The sequence below is a fragment of the Blastopirellula marina genome, from assembly GCF_002967715.1.
GTDB lineage: Bacteria > Planctomycetota > Planctomycetia > Pirellulales > Pirellulaceae > Bremerella > Bremerella marina_B.
This window is the reverse complement of the sequence record NZ_PUIA01000017.1, coordinates 404,360-430,900: the sequence shown is the minus strand read 5'-3', so window position 1 is coordinate 430,900 and position 26,541 is coordinate 404,360. Positions and strand designations below refer to the sequence as shown.

The window sequence follows — 26,541 nt, the reverse complement described above, 5'->3', positions numbered from 1 at the left end:
GCCTTACTCAGGTGGAACAATATGCGCGATGCGGGTCATCACGTTTTCGCACGAGCCAGGTTCGTAGACCGCCGATTCCGGCTTGTCGCTCAGCACGTTGAAAACCAGCAGGATGTTCACCACGACATCCTTCTCCCGGCACTGAGCCACGAAGTTGAACGGGTAGATCACCTTGTCGCTCTCGGGCGAAACGACACCGATTGCGGCGAAGGGGGGATCGCGATCGGTGAGATCGATGTTGGTCCAGCGCCAGCCGAAGGCCTTCACGATTTGATTGCCCCACAAACTGCCCAGCAGTGTGATGATGTCTTCGCTCTCGTCCAACTCCGGCCCGCCTCCTTGTTGAAGGTCGCGTACGCACCCGTTGACGGCCGTAACAATCGACTGCGGAGAATCGTCGAGCGACACGCCTAGAATCTCGGCCGCATCCGCCGCCACCAGGTCGATCAGACGCATCGTCTCGGCACTCGGCTGGGACTGAACAACGTGGGAAGGGTCAGGCATGGGGTTAGGTTCCTTCATCGCTTCGGGGTAAGTCCGACAGCGTCAGCAGCCCTAGGGGGTCTGATTCGTCGGCTTCCATCACATTGTAGGTGAGCAACTCGACATCGCAGAAGCCCCGGGCTGCTTCTATGGTGAGAACGAATAGCCAGACTACCATCAGGCCAACGATATGACAGATGAAAGTCAGTCCGTGAAGATGTCGTGGTGACCAGCCAGTTAAGGGAGTGATCAATACAATCTCGATATTGGGAAGCAAAAGCAGCACGAGAATCGCTGACAAACCAAAGAGCCCTGCCTTGCGATATCGGGCTGGCACCAAAATAGGAATGCTTGCCAGGACGGCATTCAAGGTGATCGCCGTAACCAACAGGAAGAAGTGGCTGTGAGATTCAATTTCCGCAAACTCTTTCAGACTGAAGCCGGTGCCCCGTAGCATGGCCAGCGAGGCGGCCATGAGGAACGTGCACCCGCCGATATGCCAGAGCGAAAACTGAAACGTTCGCGTGGGCATCAAGTGAACTCGGGAAAAGAGCAGGCTCATGCCGTAGGTAAGCGTTATTGAAAGAAAAAGAACCCACAAGAGCAGCGCGGCAAAATAAGGAGCCCAGCAACCCATGACGAAGACGGCTCCCATCGTAAGCACAACTCGCCACCAGAAACTCCCACTACCAATGACCAACCAGATGCCGAGAATCGATGTCACAATAGGGCCACTGATGGGAGCCATTAACATCAGGATGGGAAATGCAAAGAATAGAAACGTCTGAGCCACATCGCGCTGCTGTTCTTCGATCCGCTTCTGTTCTGCTTCCCATTGTTCCGGCGAAAGGTTCCCGCTTCTGCCGTACCATTTCTGCAAAGCTTCCCCACGCAGGCGGGCCCGCCTTGATTGCGAAGACGATGGTGTCGTGGAAGAGGGCATGCGTCGCGCATTTCGGCCAGACTTTTTTCAATTAGTAGTGCCCAGGATACCTGTTCGATTGATGTCATGCGAACGAAAACGTGCCATTACGGACGGCCTGCCGATGGAGCGCGGCGATACGCGTCCAATCGCTTGAGCGCTGCTTGAGCTTCCTGGCTGGTCTCGGTTGGTGGCTCATGGTCGGCAATCGTTTTCAAAATAGCATCGGCGGTTGGGTTGTCGAGCTTCTCGAGGATCGAGACCGCCCGCAGTCTTTGTAGCTGCTCTGGCGGCTTGGGGAATTTGCCGGAGAGATTGAGGATGCTCTCGATTCGCTGACGGAATTTACGGTCGCTCGTTTTCGACAACGCGGTGAACAGCGCCGGCGATGCCGCCGAGCCGAAGCGTTTGAGTTGTGCTACCGCGGGAAGGTGTGTCTGAGGATTCGCGTTTTCCAGTGCCTGAATCAGCTGGGGGATTTCCTTTTCATCGAGGACCGGTCCGGCAGTCAGGTGGGTTTCGATCCATGCAACCGTTTGGTCGGAATGGTTCATCAGTGCTTGGGTTGCCTTGGTGGCGACATCGCTGTCGCGGTCGGCGAGGGCCTGCCAGTAGCCGGTCATCTCGACGACGGTCAGCGGTTTGTCGGCATAGTCGTCGGTGGCACCGCGGACATTCCACAACAGCAGCGTGGTATCCTCGCTGCTGGAAAGGAGCGTCTTGCCATCGGGCGAGAATGCCAGCGAGGTGACTGCTTTCAGGTGGCCGGTAAAGGTGTGGGTTCTCTTCTTCGTGGCTAATTCCCAGACGTAGATCACTCGGTCCTTGTCCGCCGCGGCCAGTAGCGATCCGTCGGGCGAGAAGGCCAGCGGTGCCATGTCGCGGCCGTGGAAGTCAATTTCAGCTGGGAACTGGGCGACTTCCTTGCCATCACTTACGCGCCAAACTTGAACCGGCGCACCGATCGTCGAGCTGGTTGCCAGCAGCTTTCCATCGGGCGAGAAACAGACGTTTCCAGGCGGAGACGTCGCCGAGCGGAGATGGTGGATTCGTTTGTTCTTCTCCAGATCCCAAAGCTGAACTGAGTTGCCAGGCTTATCGCGGTGAGAACCATTAAGTGCTCCGATCGCCAGTAGCTTGCCATCGGGAGAGAGAGCCAGGCTACTGACCCAGGCGTCGGAAGTGGAGATTCCCGCAAGGGGTTGAATGTTGGCCAGCAGACGCCCTCCATCCAGTTCAAATACGCAAACGGTTAATTTGGAACTATGCGTGTGAGAGGACGTTGCCATCCGCTGACCATCGGGCGAGTAGGCAGCGACGACGGCACGGTCATCGTAGCTATACGATGACTTTCCAGTTTCCAACTGCTGGACATGTTTGTCTTGCGTGGCGATTCGCCAGTAGACCACTTGTTGGTTGTAGGTCCAGGTCAACACTTCGCGACCGTATGGGGCGAACCAGACGCTTGAACCCTCTTCGTTCCACCAAACATCCGAACCTTGCCAGGGGACGGGAAACTTCAGCAGCTCTTTGCCGCTGGCGGTTCCCCAGATACGCAGGGTGGCATCTTGGCGACTGATCGATGCGATCAAGGTACCATCGGGCGAAAAGGCTCCGGCCCGCACGCCCCCTTCGTGACCGAATCGTTTCACAATTTCCTTGCCGGTATGTGCGTCCCATAGTTGGACGAAGCCATCGCGGTTGCAACTGGCAATCCATTTGCCGTCGTGCGAATACGCTACGCTGCCGCTGTTGTCGGCTTGCCCGGCAAGCTTGATCTTCTGCTTCGCTGTGTGGGAATCGTAGATGCCGAAATTCCCGCCGGTCACCAGGCGATCTTCCGTCGGGGAAAAGGCCACAACGTAAGAGCAATCCTCCAGCCGCTGCAGCAGTTGTTCCTGGTCGACATCCCACAATCGTGTGACGTACGGGCCGCACGCACCAAGCGTTTTTCCATCGCGAGAAAATGCCAACGAGTAGACGGTATCCGGCAGATTGTTCAATCGATCGTTGTCGTCCAGCAGCGTGGCATACTGCCGACCGGTCGGGACGTACCACAGTCGAATCTCTTTATCATCCGCCCGTCGTCCAGAGCCGCCAGCCGAAGCCAACGTGCGATTGTTGGGAGAGAACGCGACGGCATACAACTGGGATTGATGCCCTTTCATTTCGTGGATGAGTTCACCGGTGTTGGCATTCCACAGGCGAACGATTTTGTCCTGACCGGCAGAAGCAAGCATCTTGCCATCGGAGGAGAAGGCAAGTGCCCAGGCACTTTGCGGCAGCTCGCGAATCTCTCGGTGATTCTTCAAATCCCAGAGGGCAATCGCTTGATTGTAGTGACCGCCAATTGCCATCGTCTTGCCATCGGGCGAAAAGGCAAACGTTTGACCTTTTCTCGTTGGCGATTCGCGAAGCAGCTTGCCGGTCGCGACATCCCAGAAATGAATCTTGCCACTATAGTCGGCCGTGGCGAGGACCTGATCGTTGGGGGCAAACTGGACACAGGTCGGCCAAGTGCTTTGCTGCATCCGCGTCGTCCCCAATCGCATCACGGCCCCGTCAGGCAGAGGATCGGAAGTTGAATCCTCGTCGTCTGCGATCAGCGGAACGCAAACTAACCAAATCACGATCAGGCTGGTCAGTTGTTGCCACTTCATGAACACAACGTACCTCCAGACAAGGTTAGCAGGGACGAGATCTTTCGCCACCTTCACTCACAAGATGAGACGACCGCCGCCACGGTTTGGTTTTGGTCTGGCGTACCTCATCGTAGGGAATGCCAGGAATTGAAGCTACTAATTGGTTCATCGCGTGCGAAGAAGTAGGCATGTCGACGTTCGAAACACAACATGCCCAGGCAAGTGTGCCTGGGCATGTGAGTTTGATCGATTCTCGCAATCGACTTACTTTTGAATGCGTTCAACCTGGCGAATCATGTCGAGGAATTCTTCGCGGTACGAGGAGCCTGGACCGTCGACGTTCGAGGCGACCAGTTCTTCGATCTCGGCGAAGTTGGTTTCATGATGGAAGTGGCTTCCGCGAAGCTTCAAGGCGAACATCGCCACGGCCGAAGCGAACTGGAAGTCGCCGGTGGCCTGGTTGAACTTGTTACCGCTATCAACCACCGGGTAAGTCATCAGCGTGCTGACGTCTCCCTCTGGCTGCTTGTAGCGGAGCTTCAAGGTCATCAGTTCATTGGTGTCGGCCGCTTCGGTTGTCTCAGGCTTGGTCTGATACTTCAGTTCGTCCACCTTCGGATCGACGGCGGCGACTTCGGTGTTGCCGTCACCCTTGGCAGGGACGATTTCGTAGAAGGCGGTTACCGTGTGCCCAGCTCCGATTTCACCGGCGTCTTTCTTATCGTCGTTGAAGTCTTGAGCGGCGAGCAGGCGGTTTTCGTAACCGACCAGGCGGTACGAAGCGACCTTTTTCGGATTGAACTCGATCTGGATCTTCACGTCCTTGGCGATCGTCAGCAGGGTACCGCTCATCTGTTCGACCAACACCTTGCGGGCTTCCTTCTCGTTGTCGATGAACGAGTAGTTGCCGTTGGCCTTGTTCGAGAGCTGTTCCAGCATCGAGTCGTTGTGGTTGCCGATGCCGAAGCCCATCACGCTGAGGTAGATGTTCTTCTTGGCTTGTTCGGCAGCCATACCGACCAGCCCGCCGGTGCTCGTTTCGCCGACGTTGAAGTCGCCGTCGGTGCAGAGGATCACGCGGTTGGTGCCACCTTGGATGAAGTTCTCAGTTGCGGTCTTATAGGCCAGCTGAATGCCTTGTCCGCCGTTGGTCGAACCACCAGCTTGCAGACGATCGAGTGCCGCCAGGATTGTGGCCTTCTCGTAACCATAGGTGGGTTCCAACACCATGCCAGCGGCACCGGCGTAAACGACGATCGAAACCTTGTCGTTCTCGCCCAGCTGATCGACGAGCATCTTCATGCCCTTCTTCAGCAGCGGCAGCTTGTTGGGATTGTTCATCGAGCCAGAGACGTCCAGCAGAAAGACGAGGTTGCTGGCTGGTCGTTCATCCGTATCGACTTCTTTCCCCTTGATGCCAACGCGAACCAGGCGATTGGCTGGGTTCCAGGGGCAGCTGGCCACTTCAACGTTCGCGGCGAATGGGTGCTCGTCGGTCGGGGTGGCGTAGTCGTAGGTGAAGTAATTGACCAGCTCTTCGACGCGAACCGAATCGCGCGGTGGCAGCTGACCGAACTGGTTCAAGTAAGATCGAATCTTCGAGTAGCTGGCCGTGTCGACGTCGATCGAGAAAGTCGACAGAGGCTGATCGGCGACCGCGATGAAGTTGTTCTCTTCGATCACGTCAAACTTGTCGCCACCTTCACCAGGACCCTTGCCAAGCGCTTCTCGTAACATACCTGGCGCGAAACCAGCTTCGACATCCAATCCTTGCAGCTCAACGCCAAACTGCGACTCGCGTGTCTCAACACCGCGGGCACGGTTGCTTTCGGCTGGCTTGGTGGCAGGCACCGGATTGCTGGCTACGCGGGCCGCAGGATCGCCGACGGCAGGACCAGGCATTTCCATGAAAGCTTCCGGGGCTTCCGTTTTGGCTTTGGCGAGGTCCGATTTCTTCGCTTCCTCGCCAGGTGCTGCGTATTTGTAATCATGCACTTGCTCAAGTTCTTTGACGTTCTTTTCCAAGCGAGGCAGTTGTTTGCTCGCCGTGATTTTGAGGCGTCGTGCATCTCGTTCGCCCGACGTCGGCTGGCCATCGAGCTGGGAACTCAGGCTATCCGCAGCAGGCTTGCTTTCCTCGGCCATGCCTTGCAGCGCTTTACCACCGTATCCGCCGGCGTCATCGTCCATAAATGGGTGATCCGCAGCCGGCCCCGAGCCAGACATGCCGGCTTGTCCTTGCTGCTGACCCTTGCGACTCAACTCCATGAAATCGCTTTCCGCGTCTTTCAGTTCGACCGGCATGTCGATGTTTTCAGCCGGTTCAAATTCTTCCAGCGGTCGCTGGGTGAGTGACTCGTCGACGGTGCTCAACTGAGAGGTGGTTTCGTTGGTTGAGCCAGCGGCTCGATCGGCTCGAGCCCCGATTTGGGACTGAGGCTGACCGCTGCATCCGACCATCGCGACGCCCAGCAGAAGGGGCGTGAGAATCCATATCTTTTTCATCGTATTCGACCCGCACATTTCGGTTGGGATGAGTATTTTCGTGTCTTTTCGCCTAATGAGCTCACCCAGAGAGACGAGACACTTTCGCCCAGCGATTTGCAGAATGAAGATTTTTTCCGAAATTTTGTCCGCCGCGGCATTTACGCCGAGAGGGGTGTGCCTGATAGCGAGAGCCAGTCGACCTGGTTGGGAAACTGCTTCGCGCCAAAAGGAACATGCGTCAAAATCGGCGTTGGGGTGCGGCGGGCCAGCTCGGTGCGGTTGGTGGTGCGGCTGACGTCGCTGGCCTCGGGCTGCAAATCATTCAGCACGATGCCAGCCACCGGAAGGCCTTTCTGGTAAGTCTTAGCGGTGAGCAGCGTTTGCAGCGTTTCGTTGATCATCCCCAGCCGATTGGCCGCGACGATGATCAGCGGCAGACCGAACTCCAAGGCCAGGTCGAAGACGTAATCGTCGTCGGACATGGGTGATAGCAGTCCTCCGGCCCCTTCGACCAGCAGGAAATCGCACTTCTGGTCGGCTTGCTGCTGCTTCCAATAGTCGAAGCCGGTCCGCAGTAGGCGAGTATCCACTTCCTTCCCTTCGGCCCGGGCAGACAGGTGGGGGGCAAGCGGGGCATGAAACGTTTGCGGGCAGATGTGCTGGGTGTCCCAAATCTTCCCAGAGGCTTCCCACAAAGTTTGAACATCTTCCGAGAGCCACTTCCCGTCGTTTTCGACCAATCCGCTTGCTGCTGGTTTATACACACCCACGCGGAGGCCCGCATTTGTCAGGCTGCGGGCAATCAAACCGGCCACGTGGGTCTTGCCGACGCCCGTATTATTTCCGGTAATAAAGAGTCCTCTTGGTGGTTTTCTGTCCATAGGGGAAATAGTACCATTTTGCCAGTTCGCATCCCAGCATCGCTTCAGGGTAGGTAACAGTCAGAATCATGAGCAAACCGGACAAGGTCAACGTTGCCGTCGTGCAGATGACATGCAGCGGCAACAAAGAAGAGAATGTCAGCAAAGCGATCGCCAAGATCGCTGAGGCCGCCCAGCAGGGCGCGAACATCGTGTGCCTGCAAGAGCTGTTCCCCGGTCTCTACTTCTGCCAGACCGAGGACCACATTCAGTTCCTGCAAGCCGAACCGATCCCCGGTCCGACCAGCGATCGCATTCAAGCCGCCGCCAAAGAGCACGGAGTGGTGGTCGTCGCTTCGCTGTTCGAGAAGCGAGCCGAAGGATTATTTCATAACACGGCTGCTGTGTTCGATGCGGATGGAGAGATGCTGGGCATCTATCGCAAGATGCACATCCCCGACGACCCGCACTACTACGAGAAGTTTTACTTCACGCCGGGCGATATCGGCTTCCGCACGTTCGATACGAAGTTCGGCCGCGTGGGCGTGTGCATTTGCTGGGATCAATGGTTCCCCGAAGCAGCACGTCTAACGGCGCTGACGGGCGCTCAGATTCTGATTTACCCAACGGCCATCGGCTGGCTGCATCCTGAGAAGGAAGAGTACGGTCCGGCCCAGGTCTCGGCGTGGGAAACGATGATGCGCAGCCACGCGATCGCCAACGGTGTGTTTGTCGCCGCGCCGAATCGCGTGGGCATTGAAGACAACATCGAGTTCTGGGGACATTCGTTCGTGGTCGACCCGACCGGTACGCTGCTGGAAGTGGCTTCGCACGATCAGGAGGAGACTCTGATTGTCGAGTGCAACCTGGCTCAGATCGAGTTCTCGCGCACGCATTGGCCCTTCCTGCGTGATCGTCGTATCGACGCTTACGGCGGGCTGACCAAGCGATTCATCGACGGGGATATCACCTCATGAGCGATCGGTTGACCCCTAAACAACAACAGTACCGATGGCCTGCCGAGTGGGAACCGCACATCGGCACGCTCCTTTCGTGGCCGCACAATCGCGACTCGTGGCCGGGCAAGTTCGAGCCGGTGCCAGGCGTGTACAAGCAGCTGGTCGCTGCGCTATGCGAAGTCGAGGATGTGCATATCCTGGCCGCAGCCGGTGACATTCTGACGCAGGCCGAAGACCTGGTAGGGCATCTGCCGAATGTTTTCATTCACGCGATCCCCACTAACGATGCCTGGGCACGTGACCACGGCCCGAGTTTTCTCCAGGCACCCAAGGGCAAACCGTGGATGGCGGTCGATTGGAACTACAATGCCTGGGGCGGCAAGTATCCGCCGTGGGATAACGATCAAGCGGTTCCGGAACGCCTGTCCGAGAAGCTCGGCTTCGGCCGGTTTCAGCCGGGCATCGTGATGGAAGGAGGAGCCGTCGACGGCAACGGGGCTGGGCTCGTCTTGAGCACGACCGAGTGCTTGTTGAACCCCAACCGGAACCCGCATCTGTCGCAGGAGCAGACCGAGAAGTATCTGTACGATTACTTGTGCGCCGAGAAGATTCTGTGGCTGCACCATGGAATCGCCGGGGACGATACCGACGGCCACATCGACGAACTGGCCCGCTTCGTAGGACTGGGGACCGTAGTGGCCGCTTATGAAGAGGATGCCAGCGACGAGAACTACGAAGGCCTGCAGCAGAACTTTAAAGACTTGGAAGCAATGACCGACCTGAATGGTCAGCCGCTGGAAGTCCTGCCGCTGCACATGCCTAAGGCCAAGTACCAGGACGACCAACGCCTGCCGGCCAGCTACTGCAACTTTTACATTGCTAACGGGATCGTCATCGTCCCGCAGTTTGGTGATGATGCCGATGAGAAGGCGTGTAATACCTTGCAGCAGTGCTTCCCCGATCGCAAGATCGTGCCGATCGACGCGATTGACCTGGTGTGGGGACTGGGTGCGTTCCACTGCATCTCGCAGCAGATCATGAAGTAGGGCAAGCGGTCAGAAGTGGGCTTTAGCGATCAGTTTGATTGAAGTAGGGAATTGCCGCCGAGACGTACACTTTGGACGTGTGATGGAACGCGGAGGAGGCTCGCAGGACGGTTCGACCGGTGTAGGCATAAAGCTCGAAAGCTCAGCTCATTGCGAGGATAGTAAGGATTGTTCCTGCGGGATTGATGATCCTCATTCCTTCTAATTGATTGATTTCGCATGGCCAGGCCGCTCTAATGCGAGGTGGATCTGGATCTCCGGTTTTCTGTCGAGATGAAGGCCATGACCGCAACCACCCAGCAACGCCGCTCGCCTTTGGGCTTGTTTCCGGACAAGCCCACGCCCCGATTGTACGACCGCATCATCGAGGTTCTGCGCGTGCGCCACTACAGCCTCCGCACGGAAGATGCCTACCTCCACTGGATTCGCCGTTACATCGAGTTCCATAAACACGAACATCCCCGGCGAATGGTCGAAGGCGATGTCAACCGCTTCCTGACGGACCTCGCCGTGAATGGGCATGTGGCGGCGTCGACACAGAACCAGGCGCTCGCCGCGATCCTGTTCCTCTATGAGCATGTGCTCAAGCAGCCGCTCGATCGCATCGAAGGAGTCGTTCGCGCGAACCGGCCGAAACGATTACCCGTGGTGCTCACGCGGGACGAGTCGCGACGCATACTGGGAGAGATGTCCGGCACTCCTCGCTTGATCGGGCTGCTGTTATATGGCTCGGGGCTACGATTGCTGGAGGCGCTTCGGCTGCGTGTCAAAGATATCGATTTCGAGCGACGGGAACTAATCGTTCGCGAAGGCAAGGGAGATAAGGATCGCCGCACGATGTTTCCGAAAGCTGCGGTGTCCGATCTCCGGCACCAGATCGAGATATCCCGGCATTACCATGAGGACGATCTTGCCGCAGGCTTCGGCAGCGTCGAACTGCCCCATGCCTTTGAGCGAAAATCTCCACAGGCGGCCTTCGATTTTCGCTGGAAGTACGTTTTTCCCGCCGCTGGATTGAGCGTTGATCCTCGCAGTCGTATTCGGCGGCGTCATCATCTGCACGAATCCACCATATCGAAGGCAATTTCCGCAGCGGCCCGTCGAGCGCATATCACGAAACGAGTGACGGCTCATACATTTCGTCACTCGTTCGCAACCCATCTGATCGAGGCGGGCTATGACATCCGCACGGTTCAGGAACTCCTTGGTCACAGTGACGTTAGGACGACGATGATTTATACTCATGTTTTGAACCAGGGAGGCCGTGGCGTCCGCAGCCCGGCTGATTTCGACAGCCTGGATTCCGAATAACGTGCGCACGTTATTCGGAAAGGTTCTGAATAAACACTAGTTATGCCCCAAGGCCCCAATGGCGAAGCTTCTCGAAATCCTGAGCGATTCGACCGCGGGTTGGACGCGACGTCCTCCAGCGACGAACGACGATATCAAGGCTCTTATCGCCTCGTGCGATTTCGACTTGCCGGATGAGTATTTGGCCTTTCTGCGGTACAGCAATGGCGGCGAGGGGTTCCTGTGCATCGAACCGTGGTATTTCCAACTCTGCTCTTCGGGCGAACTTCCTGAATACAATCAAGGATACAATGTTTCGGAGTTCCTGCCCGGATGGTTTGCAATTGGCAGCAGTGGCGGTGGTGAAATGCTGGCGATTCGCAAACAGGATGGATCACCCTGTCCGGTCTATATGGTGCCATTCATTCCAATGGCCGAATCAGATGCCGTTCAGATTGCACATGATTTCGAGATGTTCGCAATGGCACTTGGCCGCGAGGAAGACAAGGCATAACAACACAATGCACCCGAGCGGGCGAATCGGGCGGTTTTACAATGGGCAGTCACTCGCGCCCGCCGGGTGATTGTGAGCGTTATGGCTCTAGGAGAGGCAAGTGATTAATGCATATGGCTGGGTGATTGTACGATCCTCAAGAGAAAAGTATTCGGATAAGTTATCCTCAGAAGAAATAGAGCTATTAGACAAAGAAGTAAATAAAAATGATGAGGTGGTTTGGGACAAATTTGAAGAATACTGCAAATCTGCCCACAAGGAAGATATCCTCTTGGTGTTGGATTTCATTAGGAATTGCTCTGTTGAACACCCAACAACGTTAAACGCCATTGGCTAACGCCGCAGGGCGTAGGTCAGGACTTTCAGGGCGGCTTCGGTCATCATGGCTGTTGGCTTTCTCGCGGAAAGGGTCGAGCCGACGGTTCTTTTCAGGCCGCTCATGAACGATTCTACTTTCCAGCGTTTCGTGTAGCCTGAGTTCTTGAGGTTTTCCTCGGTCATCAGCGGGCGATATTCTCCGCCGAGCGTCCCATCTCGTCGATGCGTTACCGGTGGAATCCAACTTTCTGCCTTCCAAACTTCTCGGGAAAAGACGTGAACCCAGTCGGCATCGTAGCCTGCGTCGGCGAACAGTTTTTTGGGCATGATGGCCTGGGCCGACTTGCCCATCAGTTCCATGGTTTCGCACTTGTCGTTGCCGGGGCCCCAGCTTAGAACCATGCCTGCCGGAAGAAGCGAACCCACCAGCACGCAGACCGAAAGCTTCACGAACTTCTTTCGCTTGTTACCGCTGCGGGCTCGGAAGTGAACGCTGGCCGAAGTGGTTTCCAGCCCAGTCGAATCGATGGCGACTTCCTCTTCGGTCGGGGCGAACTTCTTAACGATTTCCACCAGCATAGCATCGGCGATCTCGGCCACTTGAGAGCGATCGGAGAAGTACTTCAGCGTCGAGTAATTCGGCAAACGCCCGGCGAAACCAATCGTATCCCGCAGCTTGTCCGAGGCATCAATGATCTCGATCACGCCTCGGTAAGTCGTCTTCAGATACGCCTTCAGGACAAGGCAAGTCATCAACTGCGGCTGGGTGTACCGCTTGGGTGCCTGCTCGTGCGAATAGGGGCGCATGAACTTAGCGGCCAGCTTCATACTGAGCCGGGTCACGGCAATCAGGTTGTTTTGCTTCGTGCTCATGCCTGATAATTTAGCGCCAGGGAATCGAAAACGGAAGATTGGTTTTCAACAAGGCAATTAGGAATTTAAACAACACATCCGGAGTATTGCATATTACTTCATCTCGTAACCATACTGCTCCTGAGTTGTTTCAATTGCTAGATTGGATCGTTGAAAATGCATTAGGATCATATGGTATAATATATGTACTTGATGATGAGTCTGAATACAGTAATGAATTTAGGGTGATAAAAATAAACAAAGGTAACTATACCTTCCATAACGACCCTTTTTTATCTCCTATATATCCAGAGGTGGAGTATGAGCTTTAGCCATAACAAATCAATGCAGCCGACCCTCCACTCCGTGCTTTAAATTGTGGTTCGCTGCGCTCACTTTACCACAATTTAAAGCACTCCGTTCGGGCGGCTGATTGAGGCGTTACGCGTGCGAATGCCAGCATCACTCGGATCAAACTTGAACCCATACGCAGCATCGAATGAACAACTAAACTCCTATGCAGAACCCGTAGTAACGCATTGGGCGGTTGCGTTATTTACCGCTCAGGGCTTCGCTAACGTTTTCTTGCTTGGAGCAACAGACGCAGGTCCATTCCCGCTACCAGAGGACTTTCCATATCTCGCATCGGTTGTCGGTCTGATTGGAATACCCTTTGTCTACGTCCTACCAACAATACAAGCGCAGGGAATGGCACGACATTGGGGAGTGCCGAAGAAAACCTTGCTGATCTCACGGCCGATACTTCGATTCATCTGTTCGGCCGTTCTCGGTTCTGCGGTGGGGGCATTGATTGCGTTGCCTTTTGTCGGTCTGCGATTCATACCGCTTGCAATTTCATACCTAGCGAATGCTTGCTCAATAGTCATCTCAACCCGGCGGAGATTCCACCGACATCGTGGACTGGAGTGGACAATGCCGCCGCCGGGATACAAAATCATGCGTCCATTGATTCGCGGTTCGAGACCGGACGCGTAACAATCGGATGCACGACGAGTCGCCGATTCATGGTTATTGAAGTGGAGGATCGCGCGCGGCGACCGCGTGATCCGCGACGTTGTCTTGCCAGGTACTTTGCTGATCGTTGTGAGGCCCGCCTTTCAAAGTGCCCAAGGAGGGCGTGTCTTGTGTTGGATATCAAATGAGGGTTCGACCGGCTCCCTTGCCAGGTGAGGGTTTTTTGAGCGGCGATTGAAGAATTACGTAACTTCGTGTTCTGGAAAGAAGCGGATCACCGACCGAGCAACCTTTCGACTTCGGCAACATGCCCACTCTCCCTCGCAGATGGTGGCGAGGGGACAAGAAAAGTCTACGCCAGTCGGTTGCCGTTGGCCGTCGGTTTATCGGGCACGGCCAGGGTGACGGCTCCGTCTTCTCCGTAGAAGCCTGTTACTAAGACTTCGCTGCGGATGGGGCCGATTTGTTTCGGGGGGAAGTTGGTGACGGCGATGATTTGTTTGCCGACGAGCTCTTCGCGCTGGTAGAGCTGCGTGATCTGGGCGCTCGACTTCTTGATGCCCAGCTCCCCGCCGAAGTCGATCTTTAGCTTGTAGGCAGGGCGGCGGGCTTCGGGGAAATCTTCGACTTCGACAATCGTGCCGACACGCAGTTCGACGGCTTCGAAGTCGCTCCAGGTGATCTCGCTCATGGCTATCCTAGAAAGGGCTCTAGCTTTTTGAGGGTGGTCTCTTTGCCCAGGTCACGCTTGCCAAAGCCAGGGACGGCACCTTCCGCCTCGGCAGCGGCTTGGGCGTCTTCGTAGTTGGAAAGCATCATCACCGGGAGATCCTTCAGCTGCTCGTCCGTTTTCAGATCCCGCAGGATATCGATTCCATCGGAATGATCGCGGTCGAGCTTACGATTAATGACCACCAAGGCGAACGTTTGTTCGCGCAACATTTTCAACGTATCGCGCGGCCCGTGCGACTGAAGCACTTTGGCGTCGAAGTTGCGTTCGATCAGGCTCTTCAGCGAGCCGTGGTCATACGCACAGTTGCCGACGTCGAGAACTTGTTTAGGCATCTGCAGGGTTCCTCGTGAATTAAGATTCGGAAAGAGGAGCAACCGCGGATTTCGCGGGTAAACGCTGATAAGGAAGAAGAGATGATTGCGTTCCACAGCGAGCCGAGCCAACCGCAGCAATCGATTTCTACTTCTCTTATCTCTTAAACATCCGCGTAATCCGCGGTCACATTTTCTTCTTCAAGAACAAAAAAACGCGGGAGCGTCCGTTGGGCACTCCCGCGTCTTGGATGCTGTTAAAGGGGTGAGGGTTACTCGCCCCCTTCAGTGATGGCGAACAGGTGCGTCTTATTGGCGACGTACAGCACACCATTGGCAACGATCGGGGTCGAGTAGACCGAGTTGCCCATATTGATCTCTTCGATCGGTTCGGCGTCGTCCGGATCAGCCGACAGCTTGAAGATGGCGACGTCGCCGTCTTCGTCACCGATGTAGACGTGATCGTTCACGATCAGGGCCGAACCCCAAGCCGCGGCGAACATGTCGTAGGTCCAGTTCGGCTTGCCGGTCTGGGCGTTCAGGCAGTGCAGCAGACCGCTGAAGTCGGCGATGTAGAGGATGTCGTCTTTGATCGTGCAGGTACCGATGCTGCGGTGCATCGTTTCCTCGAATTCGATCTTGCCGTCGCCGTCTTGATCGAAGGTCGAGTAGTGCCAGATGACGGCGCTGTTCGGGTTAGGAACGGCAACTTCGCCATCTTCTTCGATCACGGCCTGAATGCGGCGGTGTTCGATTGGCACGCGCTGGCTCCCTTCGATCTTCATGGCCAGTTCCGAGCTCACGTCACCACGCTTGGTCGGATCCAGGCACCAGAGGTGACCTTCCCCTTCGCCGTGTTCAGGGTCTTGGCCGACCGCGACATAGACCTTCTCATCGTAGACGACCGGGGTGGCGATAATGTTGTTGCGAGTACCGCGACCGCCGAGAACCCACTTCGAGGTCTTCGGGTTGCCGTCAAACTTCCACAGTAGCTCTGGCTTGCCGTCTTGGCCTTTGTCGGCCTTGAACGAGTAAACCCAGCCGTCACCGCCAGCGAAGATCACCTGCGGAACGCCACCCAGCTCGGCAACGGTCGGGCTCGACCATTGACCGTGCAGGATATTGGTGTGCGGGGACTTGTCGGTCCAGTAGACTTCGCCGGTGTTCTTGTCCATGGCGATGAAGCTAGGGGCTTCGGTCGAAGGAATCACGATGTGCGATTCGTCGACGCCGTTGGAGGTGTTCACGAACAGGATGTCACCCAGGCAGGTCACCGAGCAGCTGCACATGTTGTGCTGTGAAACGCCCAGGTCCTTCATCATATCGAAGACCCAGATGACGTCGGCTTCTTTTTCGCCGGTGAATTCTTCGTCCTTGTAAGGACCGTCGTTTTCGCCGTCGCGGAAGCCTTCGGTATCCAGGCAGCGGACTTCACCGCGGCTGGTCACAAACCACAATTTCTTGCCTTCGATGTAAGGAGCACAGCAGACACCTTGCAGAGGCCAGTCGTGAACGCGGCCGGTAGGCAGCTTTTCGCTGGAGTGCTGCCATAGGAATTCACCGGTTGCTTCGTCGAAGCAAACCAGGCAGCCCAGGTCGACCTTCGAGGGATAGCGATCGATGTAACCATTGCCGTTGTTGGTACCGACAAAGATCTTGCCGTCGCCAACGACAGGGTTGCCGTACGACTGGCTACCAAGGTTTGCGACCCACTTGATGTTCTCGGCTTCTTCTTTTTCCCACTTGCCGGTCATGCGATCGAAGCCGCCAATTTCCCAGTTGGTGGGGATATTGGTAGCGGTGGGGGTGTTGTTGCGTTTGGAATCGCCACCCCATTGTGGCCAATCCTTGGTAACTTCGGCCTTGGCCACTTGGTCTTGAGCGACAACTCGCTCTTCAGGTAGCAGGCCGGCGATCGTCATGCCAACGCAGGCAGAGCCTACGATGGCGAAATAAGCATACGTCGATTTCATAGGTTTTATGCTCGTACGTGAACTGTGTGATATGAGGGAGGAATGGAGGTGGGAGTCCGACACTTTAACTATTCGGAGTCACCTTGATATTGTCCAGGAAGATTTCGCCAGTCTTCGCATTTCCGAAGAGGCCAGGGCTACCGGTCGTGTTGGGGACGTCGTCGACGACTTCCACCATCCACGCTTCCGGTTCTGCTTCCCCCTTCTTCCAGACCTTGCCTTGGGCTTTGGCGGTTCCGTCGTCCTGGTTGGCGACCTTTAGCTTCATGTGGTACCAGACATCGGGTTCCAGCTTGAAGTCTACATCTTTGGCGATTCGCTGCTGGGTGATCCAAGTCAAAGCACGGGCCTTCGACTCGTTGCCCATCAGGATAAACTCGTAACCTTGGGCGATCAGGCCGATATCGGGAAGTTGACCTTCCAACTCTTGAGCCTTGACGTCGGCTTCGATCGTGTAGTCGTGCAGGTCGGTGTGTCCCATCCACGACTGGCTGCGGGTACCCTTGGGAATGGTCGTGATCTTGACCATCACCTTGCTGCCATCTTCTTCACGCACGACGTGACGATAGCGAGCACCTACCCAGGTGATCGGCGGTTCGCCTTTGCCGGTCATTTCGTTGATGGCGATGCCCTCGAAGTCGAAGCTCCACGGCAGTGGCGGAACGATTCGCAGGCGGGCATTACCGGTCAGACCGTCGGTCTTGGCCGTGACGTAAGCTGGAGCGTGACCGGCGTCTTCGTTGGCAGTCAACTTGCCGGAAGCATCGATCTTGGCAGGACCTTCGACGCTGTATTCAACCTGGTCGGCGTCCTTTACGAACTGACCACGCGAGTTGAACAGTTTGACGCGGTAATCGATTCCTTTGCCAGGATAGATGAGCGCTTCAGCTGGAATGACTTGCACGTGAGCTGGTTTCGGATCCTCAGAAACGGGGACTTCCTTCGGCTGCTCAGGCAGACCACTGAAACCGGTTTCCTTGCCTGCAGTGCCGACGCAGTACAGGCATGTGCTCGTCGGGAAGTACAGAAGCCCTTGGGCACAGATCGGCGAGCCGGTGGCGTCCCCATCAGGCAGGCGGCCCTTGGTCAGGATATCGACATTGCCATCCTCTTGAATGCCCAGCACGTAGTAGCGGCCATTCTCGGTGATGGTGTAGATCTTGCCGTCGGCGTACAGCGGCGAGGCAAACATCTTGGTGCCCAGTTGGGTCTTCTTGAACAGCTCTTCCCCAGTCTTCGGATCGAGCACGAACAGCTTGGCTCGGTCGTCGATCACGTACAACTTATCGTTGACGTAGAGCGGAGCACTGCGATTGCCGTTCAATTCGACAACCTTCCAGTTTTGGCCACTTACCGAGATGTCGCCGGTCTTGGTCGCATCGACCGAGACGACGGCACCCATGGTGTTATCGACATCGATCACGATTTTGCCGTCGACTTCCTTCGACTTGACGTTTTCTTCACCCTGGGCCATGAAGACGGTGTCCCCTTCAATGATCGGAGTACCGTACAAACCACGAGCCGCGAACGCGAAGTTCCAGATGTGCTGGCCAGTACGTGGCTGGATGCTCCAGATCTTGCCGTCGCCAGCACCGATTACGTACTGAGGAATGCCGTTGACGATCTTGATGCTCGGGGCACTGTAGGTGGTGTCGTAGGGAAGGGGAGTTGTTTCGGTGAACCAGACGACTTCACCCGTTTCCTTGTTCATGCCCAGGAAGCGGTGAGCTGGCTTGGCCATATCGCCCCAGCCGATGACGATCCCGCTGATGATCACCAGGTCTTCGTACACGATCGGGAAGTTGGTACGACCACCGTAGGTCGTCAGCATGCCGAACTCTTCGTGCATCTTGCGAAGCCAGACCGTCTTGCCGGTATCGGCGTCGATGCATTGGAAGTGGCCGGCAACACCCAGAGCGTAAACGGTGTCGGTTTCAGGATCGGCAGTGACAGCCGACCAGCCGACGCGTTCGACCGGAACGTCCGAGAGGTAAACATTGAAGCGGTTTTCCCAAAGGGTATCGCCGGTCTTGGCGTCGACACAGACGACGCGTTCCCCTTCACGCGGGGTACCTTGTTCGGCGGCGGCCAGGATGAACAACTTGCCATCCATCACCACTGGCGTGCTGCGGGAACCAAGGTCGTCTCGCTTCCAGAGAACGTTACTCCCTTCGCCCCCTTCGGGGTTCCAGCTATCGGGCAGGCCCGTTGCGCGGCTGATGCCATTGAATTCAGGACCACGCCAGTAGAGCCAGTCTTGAGGATCGGCCTTGCTTTCACCTGCCGAAGCAGCGGTGGTGGTCTTCTTGGCGGAAGCAACTTCAGCAACCGGTGCTTCCTTCTTGGTCATTTCCTCGGCAGCAGGCTTTTCTTCTTTCGCGTCTGCTTTGACTTCCTCTTTGGCAGCTTCTTCTTTCATCGCTGCGTCTTTAGGAGTATCGGTCACTGCCGGGTCGGTAAGCTCTCCGGTTGGTTTGGCAGGCTTGGTCTCGACCGAGTCTGTGAGCGTGACGCCTGGCTTCTCGTCCGGGGTGACGACGGGAGTCAGCTGTTCACTGGTCTTGGCCGGAACGACCTTCGACTCTTCAACGGCCATCTTCGATTCATCGGCCGGGACTTCGTCTGGGCCAGGCAGCTTTGCCGGCGAAGTCGTGTTGGTGCCAGGAACCGTGGTATTAGGGTTTGGGTTGAGCGTCGTGTTGTTGGTCGATGGACGCCCGGTAGGAGGTGGCGTGCAGCCAATAGCAAGGAGGGTCAGCGAAAGGATGAACACCAACGTTGCCGAGGCCACCGTTGGATGGAGCCGATGTGCATAGGGCCGGAACATAGGGATCTCTAAATCGTTGGGGGGAAGGTCGTAACGCAGCTTCAAGCTTATACCTGTTTAAACGTCTATGCAAGGAATCTCCTGGTCGCATAGTCCAGGCGAGGGAGGAAAACCGTGCGGCTGCTAGCGGGATTTTTATAGGGAAATAAGCCACAGAGGGGAGAGGCAGGAAAACCAGTGGATGGAGCAGTAAAAGGCCTGGAAGCGGTTGCCGTGGGAGGGCAAGCCGACAATGGTAAGCGAAGGAAAACTCAGTTTCGCTTTTCCTTGTTCTCGGTGATCTCTGTGGCTAAATCCTTGTCTGCCAATAACTACGGATCATCGCGATCAGCTAATCGAACCATTCATCTGCAGGGTCGAACTTGGGATAGACGATGTTCACGATCTTCATCTTTCCCAGGGCTCGGTGGCGTGTGCCGGGGCGAATCATGATGCACATGCCGGGATGAACGGCAATGGTTTCGTCGTCGAGCTGTATCTGGGCACCTTCGCCGCACTCGAGAAAGAAGTAGGTTTCGGTCAGCTTCTTATGGTAGTGAACTTTGGCATCGGTCGAGATTTCAGTGACGTGGATCGTCCCCGGATAATCGTCCACGTCGGCCAAACCACGCTTGGCGGTTCCGCAGGGGCAGGGGACGCCAGGGATATTGGCGAAATCGACGACTTCGTATCCCTTGGTCGATGGGGTCGGGGTCATGCTGCCTCCGAAAAGTGGCGGGATGAAACTGAAAATTTGGATGTGTTATGCCATATATTCTACCTGCCACGTGGATGAGGGGCCACCGATAGCACTGCGTTAAGCTGTAGCGATTACTGGTGACTCTCCGGGCTTGATTGGCAAGCTGTAGCGGCTGGCTCGCTCGCATAATCGTTAAGGTTTACCTGTCTTTCGTGGCGGGAAAAGTTCGTGCAATCGAAGATGTAAACCAAGTAGCTGAAATTGGTTCTGAGCGATCAAGCCTGCCTAGTCATTCCGCCGATACGCATTTCCAGACATACCTGCACGAGGTGTCTATCAAACGGAATTCCCTCTGGCGGATCACGAGGGGCTGTCAAGTTTCGATGGGGAACATTCGGGTCAAGGATTGGCTCGACGGAACTTAGGCAGAGGACTGTGGAGACGAAAGAAACCGAGAAGCTTTGCTCAACAGGTTCGACTACACGCTCAAACTTCCGAGGCTTTGTTGTCCAACCCGCCATATGGACGGCCCCAGAGGTGCGAGCAATCGCGGCGTGGTAGTCGCATACCGTGATTGTTCACGAGAGCGCCGGCCTGGCGACAAAGAATATTGGAATCTGGAAGTCACCACTCAGAAGGAGAAATGACTCGATGAAATGGAACACTCTTTTGGCAACGCTGGTGCTCGCGTTTGTGTGTAGCCAAGCGAATGCCGCGGGACTTCTGAACCAAATGCTGGGAACCGGCTGCGGTTGTGATACGTCCTGCTGTCAAACACCGAAATGCTGCTCGCCAAAGCCGCGCTGCTGCATGCCAAAGCCGACCTGCTGTGCTCCGGTAGCCGCTACTTGCTGTGCTCCGGAACCAACCTGCTGTGCTCCAGAAGCCACTTGTGCTGCTCCTGAAGCTTGCGGTTGTGCTCCTGAAGCTTCGTGCTGTGCACCAGAAGCTACCTGTGCTGCTCCTTCCGCTTGTGGATGTGCCACCAGCTGCTGCAAGAAGAAGAAGTGCTGCACCCCGCTGAAGGACGCTCTGAACAACCTGTTCTGCTGCAAGAAGAGCTGCTGCAAGAAGTCTTGCGGATCGAGCTGTGGCTGTGGCGCTCCTGAAGCTTCGTGCTGTGCACCAGAAGCTACCTGTGCCGCTCCTGAAGCTTGTGGTTGCGACAGCGGTTGCGAACCAACTTGCGGTGCTCCTGAAGCTTGCGGTTGCGAGCCAACCTGCGGTGCTCCAGCTTGCGGTTCGTGCTGCAAGAAGAGCTGCAGCCTGTTCGCCGGCAAGTGTGGCTGCAAGAAGAGCTGCACCCCGCTGAAGGACGCCATCGCTCGCCTGTTCTGCGTCAGCAGCTGTGGCTGCAAGAGCAGCTGCGGTTGTGACACCGGTTGCGATTCGTGCGGTTCGGCTTGCGGTTGCGGTGCAACCTACTCGGCTCCAGTTGAAGCTGGTTCGCCAACCGAAGCTGACATGATGCCACCGGCTCCAGTTCCGGCTGACACCATGACCTTCGTTCCAGCTCGCCGTCGCCTGGCTTCGGCTCGCTAAGCTTAGCGAAGTAAGCATGAAAACAAAAAAGCCTGGTTGGGTTCGCCCAACCAGGTTTTTTTATGCGCGCCCATCAATCTTGTCCCCTCGTCCCTGCGCACGAGAGGGTGAGGGTGAGGGGCAAACGAGGAACACGCAATGCCATCGAAAGGCAGTTGTAGGATGGCTACCGACGTCTTCGGCGGATAGCCATCTTTCCTGTGAACGCCAAGATGGCTATCGCCTAAGAAGGCGTAGCCATCCTATGACTTTAGAGAGGCCTCATGATCGAAGCATGCTTTGGCAAGAGAAATCGCTATTGGAAGAGTCTTACGCTAACCGTCTCATGATGTCGGTTCCGAGTCGTCGAGATACTTCAACGTATGCGACTCATCCAAGCACCAGCGGATCAACGCATTCACGAAGGCCCCGGTCGAGGATTGGAATTCCTTGCGAACGGCTTCGGGAACGAGCACACGCACCGGGCGTCTTTCCGTTCGCTCGATGCCGGGAAAATGGTGCCCGTGAATTTCCAAATGTGCCTCAGGGCCCCATGGATCGCCAATGAAGTAGGCGATCACGAAGGATTTGTCTTCCGAACTGATGCGGATGTACCACTCATCCCAGTACCAGACGAAGCATTCCCCAAGACACTCGAAACGAGTTCGGCCCTTCTTGCGAACACCCATGAGAACTTCTCTGGCATCAGAAAACGAAAAAAGCGGCTACACCCCTAAAGATGTAGCCGCTTTCTAAAGGTTCACTCGCCTGGTGCTTTAGTACTTGCCACCGTCACGCGGAGTGTCGTCCTTGTACTTCACGCGAAGCTCTTTCAGCTTCTCGTGCATCTTGGCTTGCACCTCGGCGTACTCTGGCTTGCCGTAGACGCTGTTCATTTCCTGCGGGTCTTCCTGCAAGTCGAACAGTTCCCACTCGCCCAGCTGATAGTAATTGATCAGCTTGTAACGGCCGTCGAACGCACCGTAATGACGCGGCACGCTATGGGCACCGGGGAACTCGTAGTAGTGGTAGTACAGTTCCTTTCGCGGCCAATCCTTGGGGGTCTTACCGTCGTCCTGGAAGATCGGCAGCAGGCTGAGCCCTTGCATGTCGGCGGGAATGTCGACGCCGGCCGCGGCGAGCATCGTTTCAGGGAAGTCGAGATTCATCACCAGTGCATCGCTGACGGTCCCTGGTTTGATGTGGCCAGGCCAACGAACCAACAGCGGCGTGCGGAACGATTCTTCGTACATCCAACGCTTGTCAAACCAACCGTGCTCGCCCAGGTAGAAACCTTGGTCCGAGCTGTAGATGACCAGCGTGTTATCGGTCAGGCCGTTCTCATCCAGGTAATCCAGCACTTGGCCAACTCCTTCGTCGACCGAGTCGATGCAGCGGAGGTAGTCTTTGATGTAACGCTGGAACTTCCAACGCGTGAGGTCTTTGCCTTCCAGCTTGGCGTCTTCAAAGGCTTTGTTCTTCGGGCCGTAGGCGGCGTCCCAAACCTTCTGCTGTTTAGGGGTCAGCCCACGCTGCTTGGCGACCTTCAGGTCGTGCATGTTCATCGTCTTCTCGATGGTCATGTCCTGATCACGGGCTCCGCTGGCACGGTTCTTGTAGTCGTCCCACATCGTTTCCGGTTCGGCGAACTCAAAGTCGTCATACTTGTTCAAGAACTTCGGAGCTGGCATCCAGTTGCGATGCGGTGCTTTGTGCTGGTACATCAAGAGGAACGGTTTGTTCGGATCGCGTTTCTCTTGCAGCCACTCAAGTGCAAGGTCGGTGATGATCTCGCTGGTGTGCCCTTCGTAATTCTTAGGGCCATCCGAAGTACGCATCTTCGGGTTGTAGTAAGGGCCTTGGCCTTGCAGCACGTTGAAGTAATCGAAGCCAGTTGGCTCGGTACCCAGGTGCCACTTACCAATGATCGCCGTTTGGTAACCAGCTTTCTGCAGTAGCTTCGCAAACGTCTGCTGGCTGCCGTCGAAGCGCGGCGTGTGGTTGTCGTAGAAGCCGTTCAGGTGGCTGTACTTGCCGGTCAGAATCACGGCCCGGGCCGGACCGCAGATACTGTTGGTCACGTAGCAGTGATCGAAACGCATGCCTTCTTTGGCGATGCGATCGATGTTGGGTGTCTTGTTGATGGCACCCGGGTAGGCCGAAATTGCCTGGAACGCGTGATCGTCCGACATCATGAACAGGATGTTCGGTTTCTTGGCCGCTGCCTGGTCGGCTGCTTGAGCCGTACGACCGAGCGTACCGACGATCGACAGGACGATCAGGAACAGAAGGGTAAAGTATCGTATAAAGTGGGTCATGCAGATCTCCATACAAGCCGGTGGGGAAGGGGAGTGGTTCAACGAGATTCAACCACGGCTCGTGCGCGAATGCCCGAACGGGCGAGCCAAAACGGAATGCAAACTATTGTCGTTGCTACGGTTTACCGCGTCAATTCAACGAGCCTGCCCCTTTTAATGCTTATTTTTCAAGAGATTTGGACTTCGGTTTGTTTTCATCCATCGAACGAGGCACGAAAAAACCCTCTCCAGGTGGCTGGAAAAGGGTTTCTTGAATTCGCGAAGGGTGTCATGAAGACTAGTCGCTCTTTTTCAGAGCGGCTGGCAGTGCCGGATCGGCCAAGCCCTCGATACCACGTCCGCCTTGCAGGGTGTCGCTGACATCGAGCTTCAACAACTCGATATCGGGTTGATAGAACTTGACGGCTTCCTGCTTGGGAAGTTCTTCCAGTGGGCGAATCACACGGAAGCCAACCACCGTCGACGGAAAGCTGGTGAACCACCAAGGGCTCATGGGAATGCAGGGATCTTCTTGTTTCCAGTCGATGTCGCTGCTACCCATCTTCGAGGCAGCCCGAACGTTCTGGGCGACTTCATCCCATCCACCCCCTTTGACCATCAACGGATCAGGCTCGGTCGGCCAGGCAACCGTGTCGAGTGCTTTGAGCTGCTTCCCTTCCAGGCGAGCAAATCCTTGGTCGCTGTACTGATCGAGTACCCACTCCCACACGTTGCCGTGCATGTCGTACAGGCCGTATTGATTGGGTTTCTTGCCTTTGACCACGTGTGGAGTTTCGTCCGAATTGCCCGAGTACCAAGCATACTCGTCCAGCTTCGCAGGATCGTTGCCAAAGTGATAGGCCGTGTCAGCTCCGCCCAAAGCGGCATACTCCCATTCGGCTTCGCATGGCAGTCGATACTGATTGCCAGTGATACCGCTAAGCCACTTGGTATACTGGCGAGCCGAATAGTTGGTCATCGTGACCGCAGGCAGTTGAGGGTCTTCACCATACTCGAAGGTAAAGCCCGGTTCATAAAGGGGTGTGGGGGCAGTAATCGCGTCGATACGGTTCTGTTCGGTCACTTTGCGAACACCGCGATACTCGAAGTCTTTGAATGGCGAGTACAGTTCCATGAACGGTTTGAACTGTTTCCAGGTCGTTTCGTATTCGGCCATCCAGAATGGACGAACCTCGACTTCGATTTGAGGAGCTTCCGCCAAACGGTGACCCACTTCGGAATCTGGGCTACCCAGCTTGAACTTGCCAGCGGGGATAGGAACCATTTTCAACTTGGCATCGGTGCCGGGGATGGTGATTTCGTAGGGCACCATATAGCCACTATCGATCTTCACATAGGGGCCCGACTCAGGTTTGTTGGGGCTAATGCCAACCACTTCAGCGGCTGCTACGGATACAACCATGGAAGCTACCACGGCCAAGGTCAAAGCAAACTTATGCATATCCTTTGTCTCTTTTGAAGCCGAGAACGAGGAGGACTTTCCAGCAAGTTACTTGTGCTGGCCCATCCATGCAAGTTTTCAATCGAGCTATAAAAAAACCCTCTCTCGTTTGACGGAGAAAGGGTTATCGTTTGAGCACTAGGAACTACTCGGCCTTTTTCAATGCTGCCGGTAGTTCGGGATCAACCAGCCCCAGGACACCTCGTCCTTCGATCAGGCGGTCGCTGACGTCGAGATTCAGGAACTCGATTTCAGGAACGTAGAACTTCACAGCGTCTTTCTTGGGCGTTTCCTCCAACGGACGAATCACGCGGAAGCCAACCATCGTCGAAGGATAGCTGGTGAACCACCAAGGGCTGAGCGGAACGTTCGGGTCTTCTTCCTTCCAGTCACTTTCGCTGCTACCCATCTTCGCGGCCGAACGCAGGTTCTCGGCGTCGTCATCCCAGCCGCCACCCTTGACCATCAATGGTTCGAGCTCGGTGGGCCAGGCAACCGTGTCGAGGGCTTTCAGCTTCTTCCCTTCCAGGCGAGCGAATCCTTCTTCGCTGTACTGATCGAGAACGAATTCCCACACGTTGCCATGCATGTCGTACAGACCGTACTGGTTGGGCTTCTTTTCTTTGACCAGGTGAGGTGCTTCGTCCGAGTTGCCATCGAACCAGGCGTATTCTTCCAGCTTCTCTGGATCGTTACCAAAGTGGTAAGCCGTGTCGGTACCACCGCGAGCGGCGAATTCCCATTCGGCTTCGCTAGGCAGGCGGTACTGGTTACCGGTAACTCCGCTGAGCCACTTGGTGTACTGACGAGCTGCGTAGTTGGTCATCGTGACGGCTGGCAGTTGTGGGTCTTCGCCATATTCGTAGGTGAAGCTTGGTTCGTACAATGGCGTAGGGGCCGTGATCGCGTCGACACGATTGTCGTCGGTCACCTTGCGAACGCCGTCTGCCTGGAAATCTTTGAACGACTGGTACAGTTCCATATAAGGCTTGTACTGCTTCCAGGTCGTTTCGTGTTCGGCCATCCAGAAAGGAGGTACTTCGACTTCGATCTGCGGAGCTTCGGCATCGGTGTGGCCAGCTTCGGAATCAGGGCTACCCAGCTTGAACTTACCGCCAGGGATGGGAATCATCTTCAGCTTGGCATCGGTGCCGGGGATGGTGATTTCGTAGGGCACCATGAAGCCGTTGTCGATCTTCACGTAAGGGCCCGACTCAGGTTTGTTGGGGCTGATGCCAACCACTTCAGCGGCCGTGGCCGACACAACCATCGAGGCCACGATGGCCAAGGTCAAAGCAAACTTGTGCATACGGTCTGTCTCTCTTGAAATCGAATTCCCATCTCGAACGAGACGCTCGGTGACTTAGGGGTTGAGCGTGCTCGTATAGTG

22 protein-coding genes are annotated in these 26,541 nt (G+C 55.9%); 7 read left to right on the top strand and 15 right to left on the bottom strand.

Annotated features, from left to right (window positions below; genetic code table 11):
• Window positions 1-3: 3 nt before the first annotated feature.
• From C5Y96_RS07710 to bioD, 5 genes are all read right to left on the bottom strand, one after another.
• A complete protein-coding gene (locus C5Y96_RS07710; RefSeq protein WP_105351601.1) occupies window positions 4-504 on the bottom strand; it encodes a hypothetical protein in 501 nt (166 codons plus the stop codon).
• A gap of 4 nt (window positions 505-508) precedes the next feature.
• The gene (locus C5Y96_RS07705; protein ID WP_146115561.1) at window positions 509-1,426 is read right to left on the bottom strand and encodes a hypothetical protein; all 918 of its coding nucleotides are present in this window, start codon (window positions 1,424-1,426) and stop codon (window positions 509-511) included.
• 86 nt (window positions 1,427-1,512) lie between these two features.
• Window positions 1,513-4,065: a WD40 repeat domain-containing protein gene (locus C5Y96_RS07700; protein ID WP_105351599.1), complete on the bottom strand. Its 2,553-nt coding sequence runs from the start codon at window positions 4,063-4,065 to the stop codon at window positions 1,513-1,515.
• 246 nt (window positions 4,066-4,311) lie between these two features.
• Window positions 4,312-6,552: a vWA domain-containing protein gene (locus tag C5Y96_RS07695; RefSeq protein ID WP_233198864.1), complete on the bottom strand. Its 2,241-nt coding sequence runs from the start codon at window positions 6,550-6,552 to the stop codon at window positions 4,312-4,314.
• Window positions 6,553-6,692: 140 nt separating this feature from the next.
• Entirely contained in the window at window positions 6,693-7,415 is a 723-nt protein-coding gene (gene bioD, locus C5Y96_RS07690) for a dethiobiotin synthase (protein WP_105351598.1), read from the bottom strand.
• A 68-nt stretch (window positions 7,416-7,483) separates the two neighbouring features.
• Between bioD and C5Y96_RS07685 the strand changes: the two genes are divergently transcribed.
• The 5 genes from C5Y96_RS07685 (at window position 7,484) to C5Y96_RS07665 (ending at window position 11,540) form a co-directional block, all read left to right on the top strand.
• Window positions 7,484-8,371, top strand: a complete 888-nt coding sequence (locus tag C5Y96_RS07685; RefSeq protein ID WP_105351597.1) for a carbon-nitrogen hydrolase — start codon at window positions 7,484-7,486, stop codon at window positions 8,369-8,371.
• Entirely contained in the window at window positions 8,368-9,399 is a 1,032-nt protein-coding gene (locus C5Y96_RS07680; RefSeq protein WP_105351596.1) for an agmatine/peptidylarginine deiminase, read from the top strand. Before C5Y96_RS07685 ends, C5Y96_RS07680 begins: the two co-directional genes overlap by 4 nt.
• 282 nt (window positions 9,400-9,681) lie before the next feature.
• Window positions 9,682-10,710, top strand: a complete 1,029-nt coding sequence (locus C5Y96_RS07675) for an integron integrase (RefSeq protein ID WP_105351850.1) — start codon at window positions 9,682-9,684, stop codon at window positions 10,708-10,710.
• A 58-nt stretch (window positions 10,711-10,768) separates the two neighbouring features.
• Complete coding sequence (locus tag C5Y96_RS07670) at window positions 10,769-11,203, top strand: SMI1/KNR4 family protein (RefSeq protein ID WP_105351595.1); 435 nt, start codon at window positions 10,769-10,771, stop codon at window positions 11,201-11,203.
• Window positions 11,204-11,303: 100 nt separating this feature from the next.
• The gene (locus C5Y96_RS07665; protein WP_105351594.1) at window positions 11,304-11,540 is read left to right on the top strand and encodes a hypothetical protein; all 237 of its coding nucleotides are present in this window, start codon (window positions 11,304-11,306) and stop codon (window positions 11,538-11,540) included.
• On the opposite strand, the gene C5Y96_RS07660 is transcribed toward C5Y96_RS07665, so the two are convergent.
• A complete protein-coding gene (locus tag C5Y96_RS07660; protein WP_105351593.1) occupies window positions 11,537-12,394 on the bottom strand; it encodes a transposase in 858 nt (285 codons plus the stop codon). The two genes, C5Y96_RS07665 and C5Y96_RS07660, sit on opposite strands and share 4 nt — an antisense overlap.
• A 38-nt stretch (window positions 12,395-12,432) precedes the next feature.
• On the opposite strand from C5Y96_RS07660, the gene C5Y96_RS28125 reads away from it, so the two are divergent.
• Complete coding sequence (locus C5Y96_RS28125; RefSeq protein ID WP_158261130.1) at window positions 12,433-12,705, top strand: Imm7 family immunity protein; 273 nt, start codon at window positions 12,433-12,435, stop codon at window positions 12,703-12,705.
• Window positions 12,706-13,700: 995 nt separating this feature from the next.
• On the opposite strand, the gene C5Y96_RS07650 is transcribed toward C5Y96_RS28125, so the two are convergent.
• From C5Y96_RS07650 to C5Y96_RS07630, 5 genes are all read right to left on the bottom strand, one after another.
• Window positions 13,701-14,039 (bottom strand): tRNA-binding protein, encoded by a 339-nt coding sequence (locus C5Y96_RS07650; protein ID WP_105351591.1) that lies wholly within the window; start codon window positions 14,037-14,039, stop codon window positions 13,701-13,703.
• 2 nt (window positions 14,040-14,041) lie between these two features.
• On the bottom strand, window positions 14,042-14,413 hold the full coding sequence (locus tag C5Y96_RS07645) for a response regulator (RefSeq protein ID WP_105351590.1): 372 nt from the start codon (window positions 14,411-14,413) through the stop codon (window positions 14,042-14,044).
• Between the two features lie 251 nt (window positions 14,414-14,664).
• Window positions 14,665-16,365 carry a PQQ-binding-like beta-propeller repeat protein gene (locus tag C5Y96_RS07640; protein ID WP_105351589.1) on the bottom strand — a complete coding sequence of 567 codons (1,701 nt, stop codon included), beginning with the start codon at window positions 16,363-16,365 and terminating at the stop codon, window positions 14,665-14,667.
• Window positions 16,366-16,429: 64 nt separating this feature from the next.
• Window positions 16,430-19,237 carry a PQQ-binding-like beta-propeller repeat protein gene (locus C5Y96_RS07635; RefSeq protein ID WP_146115560.1) on the bottom strand — a complete coding sequence of 936 codons (2,808 nt, stop codon included), beginning with the start codon at window positions 19,235-19,237 and terminating at the stop codon, window positions 16,430-16,432.
• Between the two features lie 286 nt (window positions 19,238-19,523).
• Window positions 19,524-19,889 carry a cupin domain-containing protein gene (locus C5Y96_RS07630; protein ID WP_105351586.1) on the bottom strand — a complete coding sequence of 122 codons (366 nt, stop codon included), beginning with the start codon at window positions 19,887-19,889 and terminating at the stop codon, window positions 19,524-19,526.
• A 633-nt stretch (window positions 19,890-20,522) separates the two neighbouring features.
• Here C5Y96_RS07630 and C5Y96_RS27045 point away from each other — a divergent pair.
• Window positions 20,523-21,413 (top strand): hypothetical protein, encoded by an 891-nt coding sequence (locus tag C5Y96_RS27045; protein ID WP_146115559.1) that lies wholly within the window; start codon window positions 20,523-20,525, stop codon window positions 21,411-21,413.
• 323 nt (window positions 21,414-21,736) lie between these two features.
• Here the strand turns inward: C5Y96_RS27045 and C5Y96_RS07620 are convergent, their stop codons facing one another.
• From C5Y96_RS07620 to C5Y96_RS07605, 4 genes are all read right to left on the bottom strand, one after another.
• Complete coding sequence (locus tag C5Y96_RS07620) at window positions 21,737-22,081, bottom strand: hypothetical protein (RefSeq protein WP_105351582.1); 345 nt, start codon at window positions 22,079-22,081, stop codon at window positions 21,737-21,739.
• An 87-nt stretch (window positions 22,082-22,168) separates the two neighbouring features.
• Window positions 22,169-23,710 carry a sulfatase gene (locus tag C5Y96_RS07615; RefSeq protein WP_105351580.1) on the bottom strand — a complete coding sequence of 514 codons (1,542 nt, stop codon included), beginning with the start codon at window positions 23,708-23,710 and terminating at the stop codon, window positions 22,169-22,171.
• Window positions 23,711-23,987: 277 nt separating this feature from the next.
• Window positions 23,988-25,151, bottom strand: coding sequence for a formylglycine-generating enzyme family protein (locus tag C5Y96_RS07610; protein WP_233198862.1), 1,164 nt, complete (start codon window positions 25,149-25,151; stop codon window positions 23,988-23,990).
• Window positions 25,152-25,296: 145 nt separating this feature from the next.
• Window positions 25,297-26,460: a formylglycine-generating enzyme family protein gene (locus C5Y96_RS07605; protein WP_105351578.1), complete on the bottom strand. Its 1,164-nt coding sequence runs from the start codon at window positions 26,458-26,460 to the stop codon at window positions 25,297-25,299.
• Between the last annotated feature and the right edge of the window lie 81 nt (window positions 26,461-26,541).

Excerpts from the sequence above, each read along its gene's own strand:
- C5Y96_RS07710 (WP_105351601.1), bottom strand. The coding sequence starts at position 504 with ATGCCTGACCCTTCCCACGTTGTTCAGTCCCAGCCGAGTGCCGAGACG.
- C5Y96_RS07705 (WP_146115561.1), bottom strand. The coding sequence starts at position 1,426 with ATGCCCTCTTCCACGACACCATCGTCTTCGCAATCAAGGCGGGCCCGC.
- C5Y96_RS07700 (WP_105351599.1), bottom strand. The coding sequence starts at position 4,065 with ATGAAGTGGCAACAACTGACCAGCCTGATCGTGATTTGGTTAGTTTGC.
- C5Y96_RS07695 (WP_233198864.1), bottom strand. The coding sequence starts at position 6,552 with ATGAAAAAGATATGGATTCTCACGCCCCTTCTGCTGGGCGTCGCGATG.
- bioD (WP_105351598.1), bottom strand. The coding sequence starts at position 7,415 with ATGGACAGAAAACCACCAAGAGGACTCTTTATTACCGGAAATAATACG.
- C5Y96_RS07685 (WP_105351597.1), top strand. The coding sequence starts at position 7,484 with ATGAGCAAACCGGACAAGGTCAACGTTGCCGTCGTGCAGATGACATGC.
- C5Y96_RS07680 (WP_105351596.1), top strand. The coding sequence starts at position 8,368 with ATGAGCGATCGGTTGACCCCTAAACAACAACAGTACCGATGGCCTGCC.
- C5Y96_RS07675 (WP_105351850.1), top strand. The coding sequence starts at position 9,682 with ATGACCGCAACCACCCAGCAACGCCGCTCGCCTTTGGGCTTGTTTCCG.
- C5Y96_RS07670 (WP_105351595.1), top strand. The coding sequence starts at position 10,769 with ATGGCGAAGCTTCTCGAAATCCTGAGCGATTCGACCGCGGGTTGGACG.
- C5Y96_RS07660 (WP_105351593.1), bottom strand. The coding sequence starts at position 12,394 with ATGAGCACGAAGCAAAACAACCTGATTGCCGTGACCCGGCTCAGTATG.
- C5Y96_RS07650 (WP_105351591.1), bottom strand. The coding sequence starts at position 14,039 with ATGAGCGAGATCACCTGGAGCGACTTCGAAGCCGTCGAACTGCGTGTC.
- C5Y96_RS07645 (WP_105351590.1), bottom strand. The coding sequence starts at position 14,413 with ATGCCTAAACAAGTTCTCGACGTCGGCAACTGTGCGTATGACCACGGC.
- C5Y96_RS07640 (WP_105351589.1), bottom strand. The coding sequence starts at position 16,365 with ATGAAATCGACGTATGCTTATTTCGCCATCGTAGGCTCTGCCTGCGTT.
- C5Y96_RS07630 (WP_105351586.1), bottom strand. The coding sequence starts at position 19,889 with ATGACCCCGACCCCATCGACCAAGGGATACGAAGTCGTCGATTTCGCC.
- C5Y96_RS27045 (WP_146115559.1), top strand. The coding sequence starts at position 20,523 with ATGAAATGGAACACTCTTTTGGCAACGCTGGTGCTCGCGTTTGTGTGT.
- C5Y96_RS07620 (WP_105351582.1), bottom strand. The coding sequence starts at position 22,081 with ATGGGTGTTCGCAAGAAGGGCCGAACTCGTTTCGAGTGTCTTGGGGAA.
- C5Y96_RS07615 (WP_105351580.1), bottom strand. The coding sequence starts at position 23,710 with ATGACCCACTTTATACGATACTTTACCCTTCTGTTCCTGATCGTCCTG.
- C5Y96_RS07610 (WP_233198862.1), bottom strand. The coding sequence starts at position 25,151 with ATGCATAAGTTTGCTTTGACCTTGGCCGTGGTAGCTTCCATGGTTGTA.
- C5Y96_RS07605 (WP_105351578.1), bottom strand. The coding sequence starts at position 26,460 with ATGCACAAGTTTGCTTTGACCTTGGCCATCGTGGCCTCGATGGTTGTG.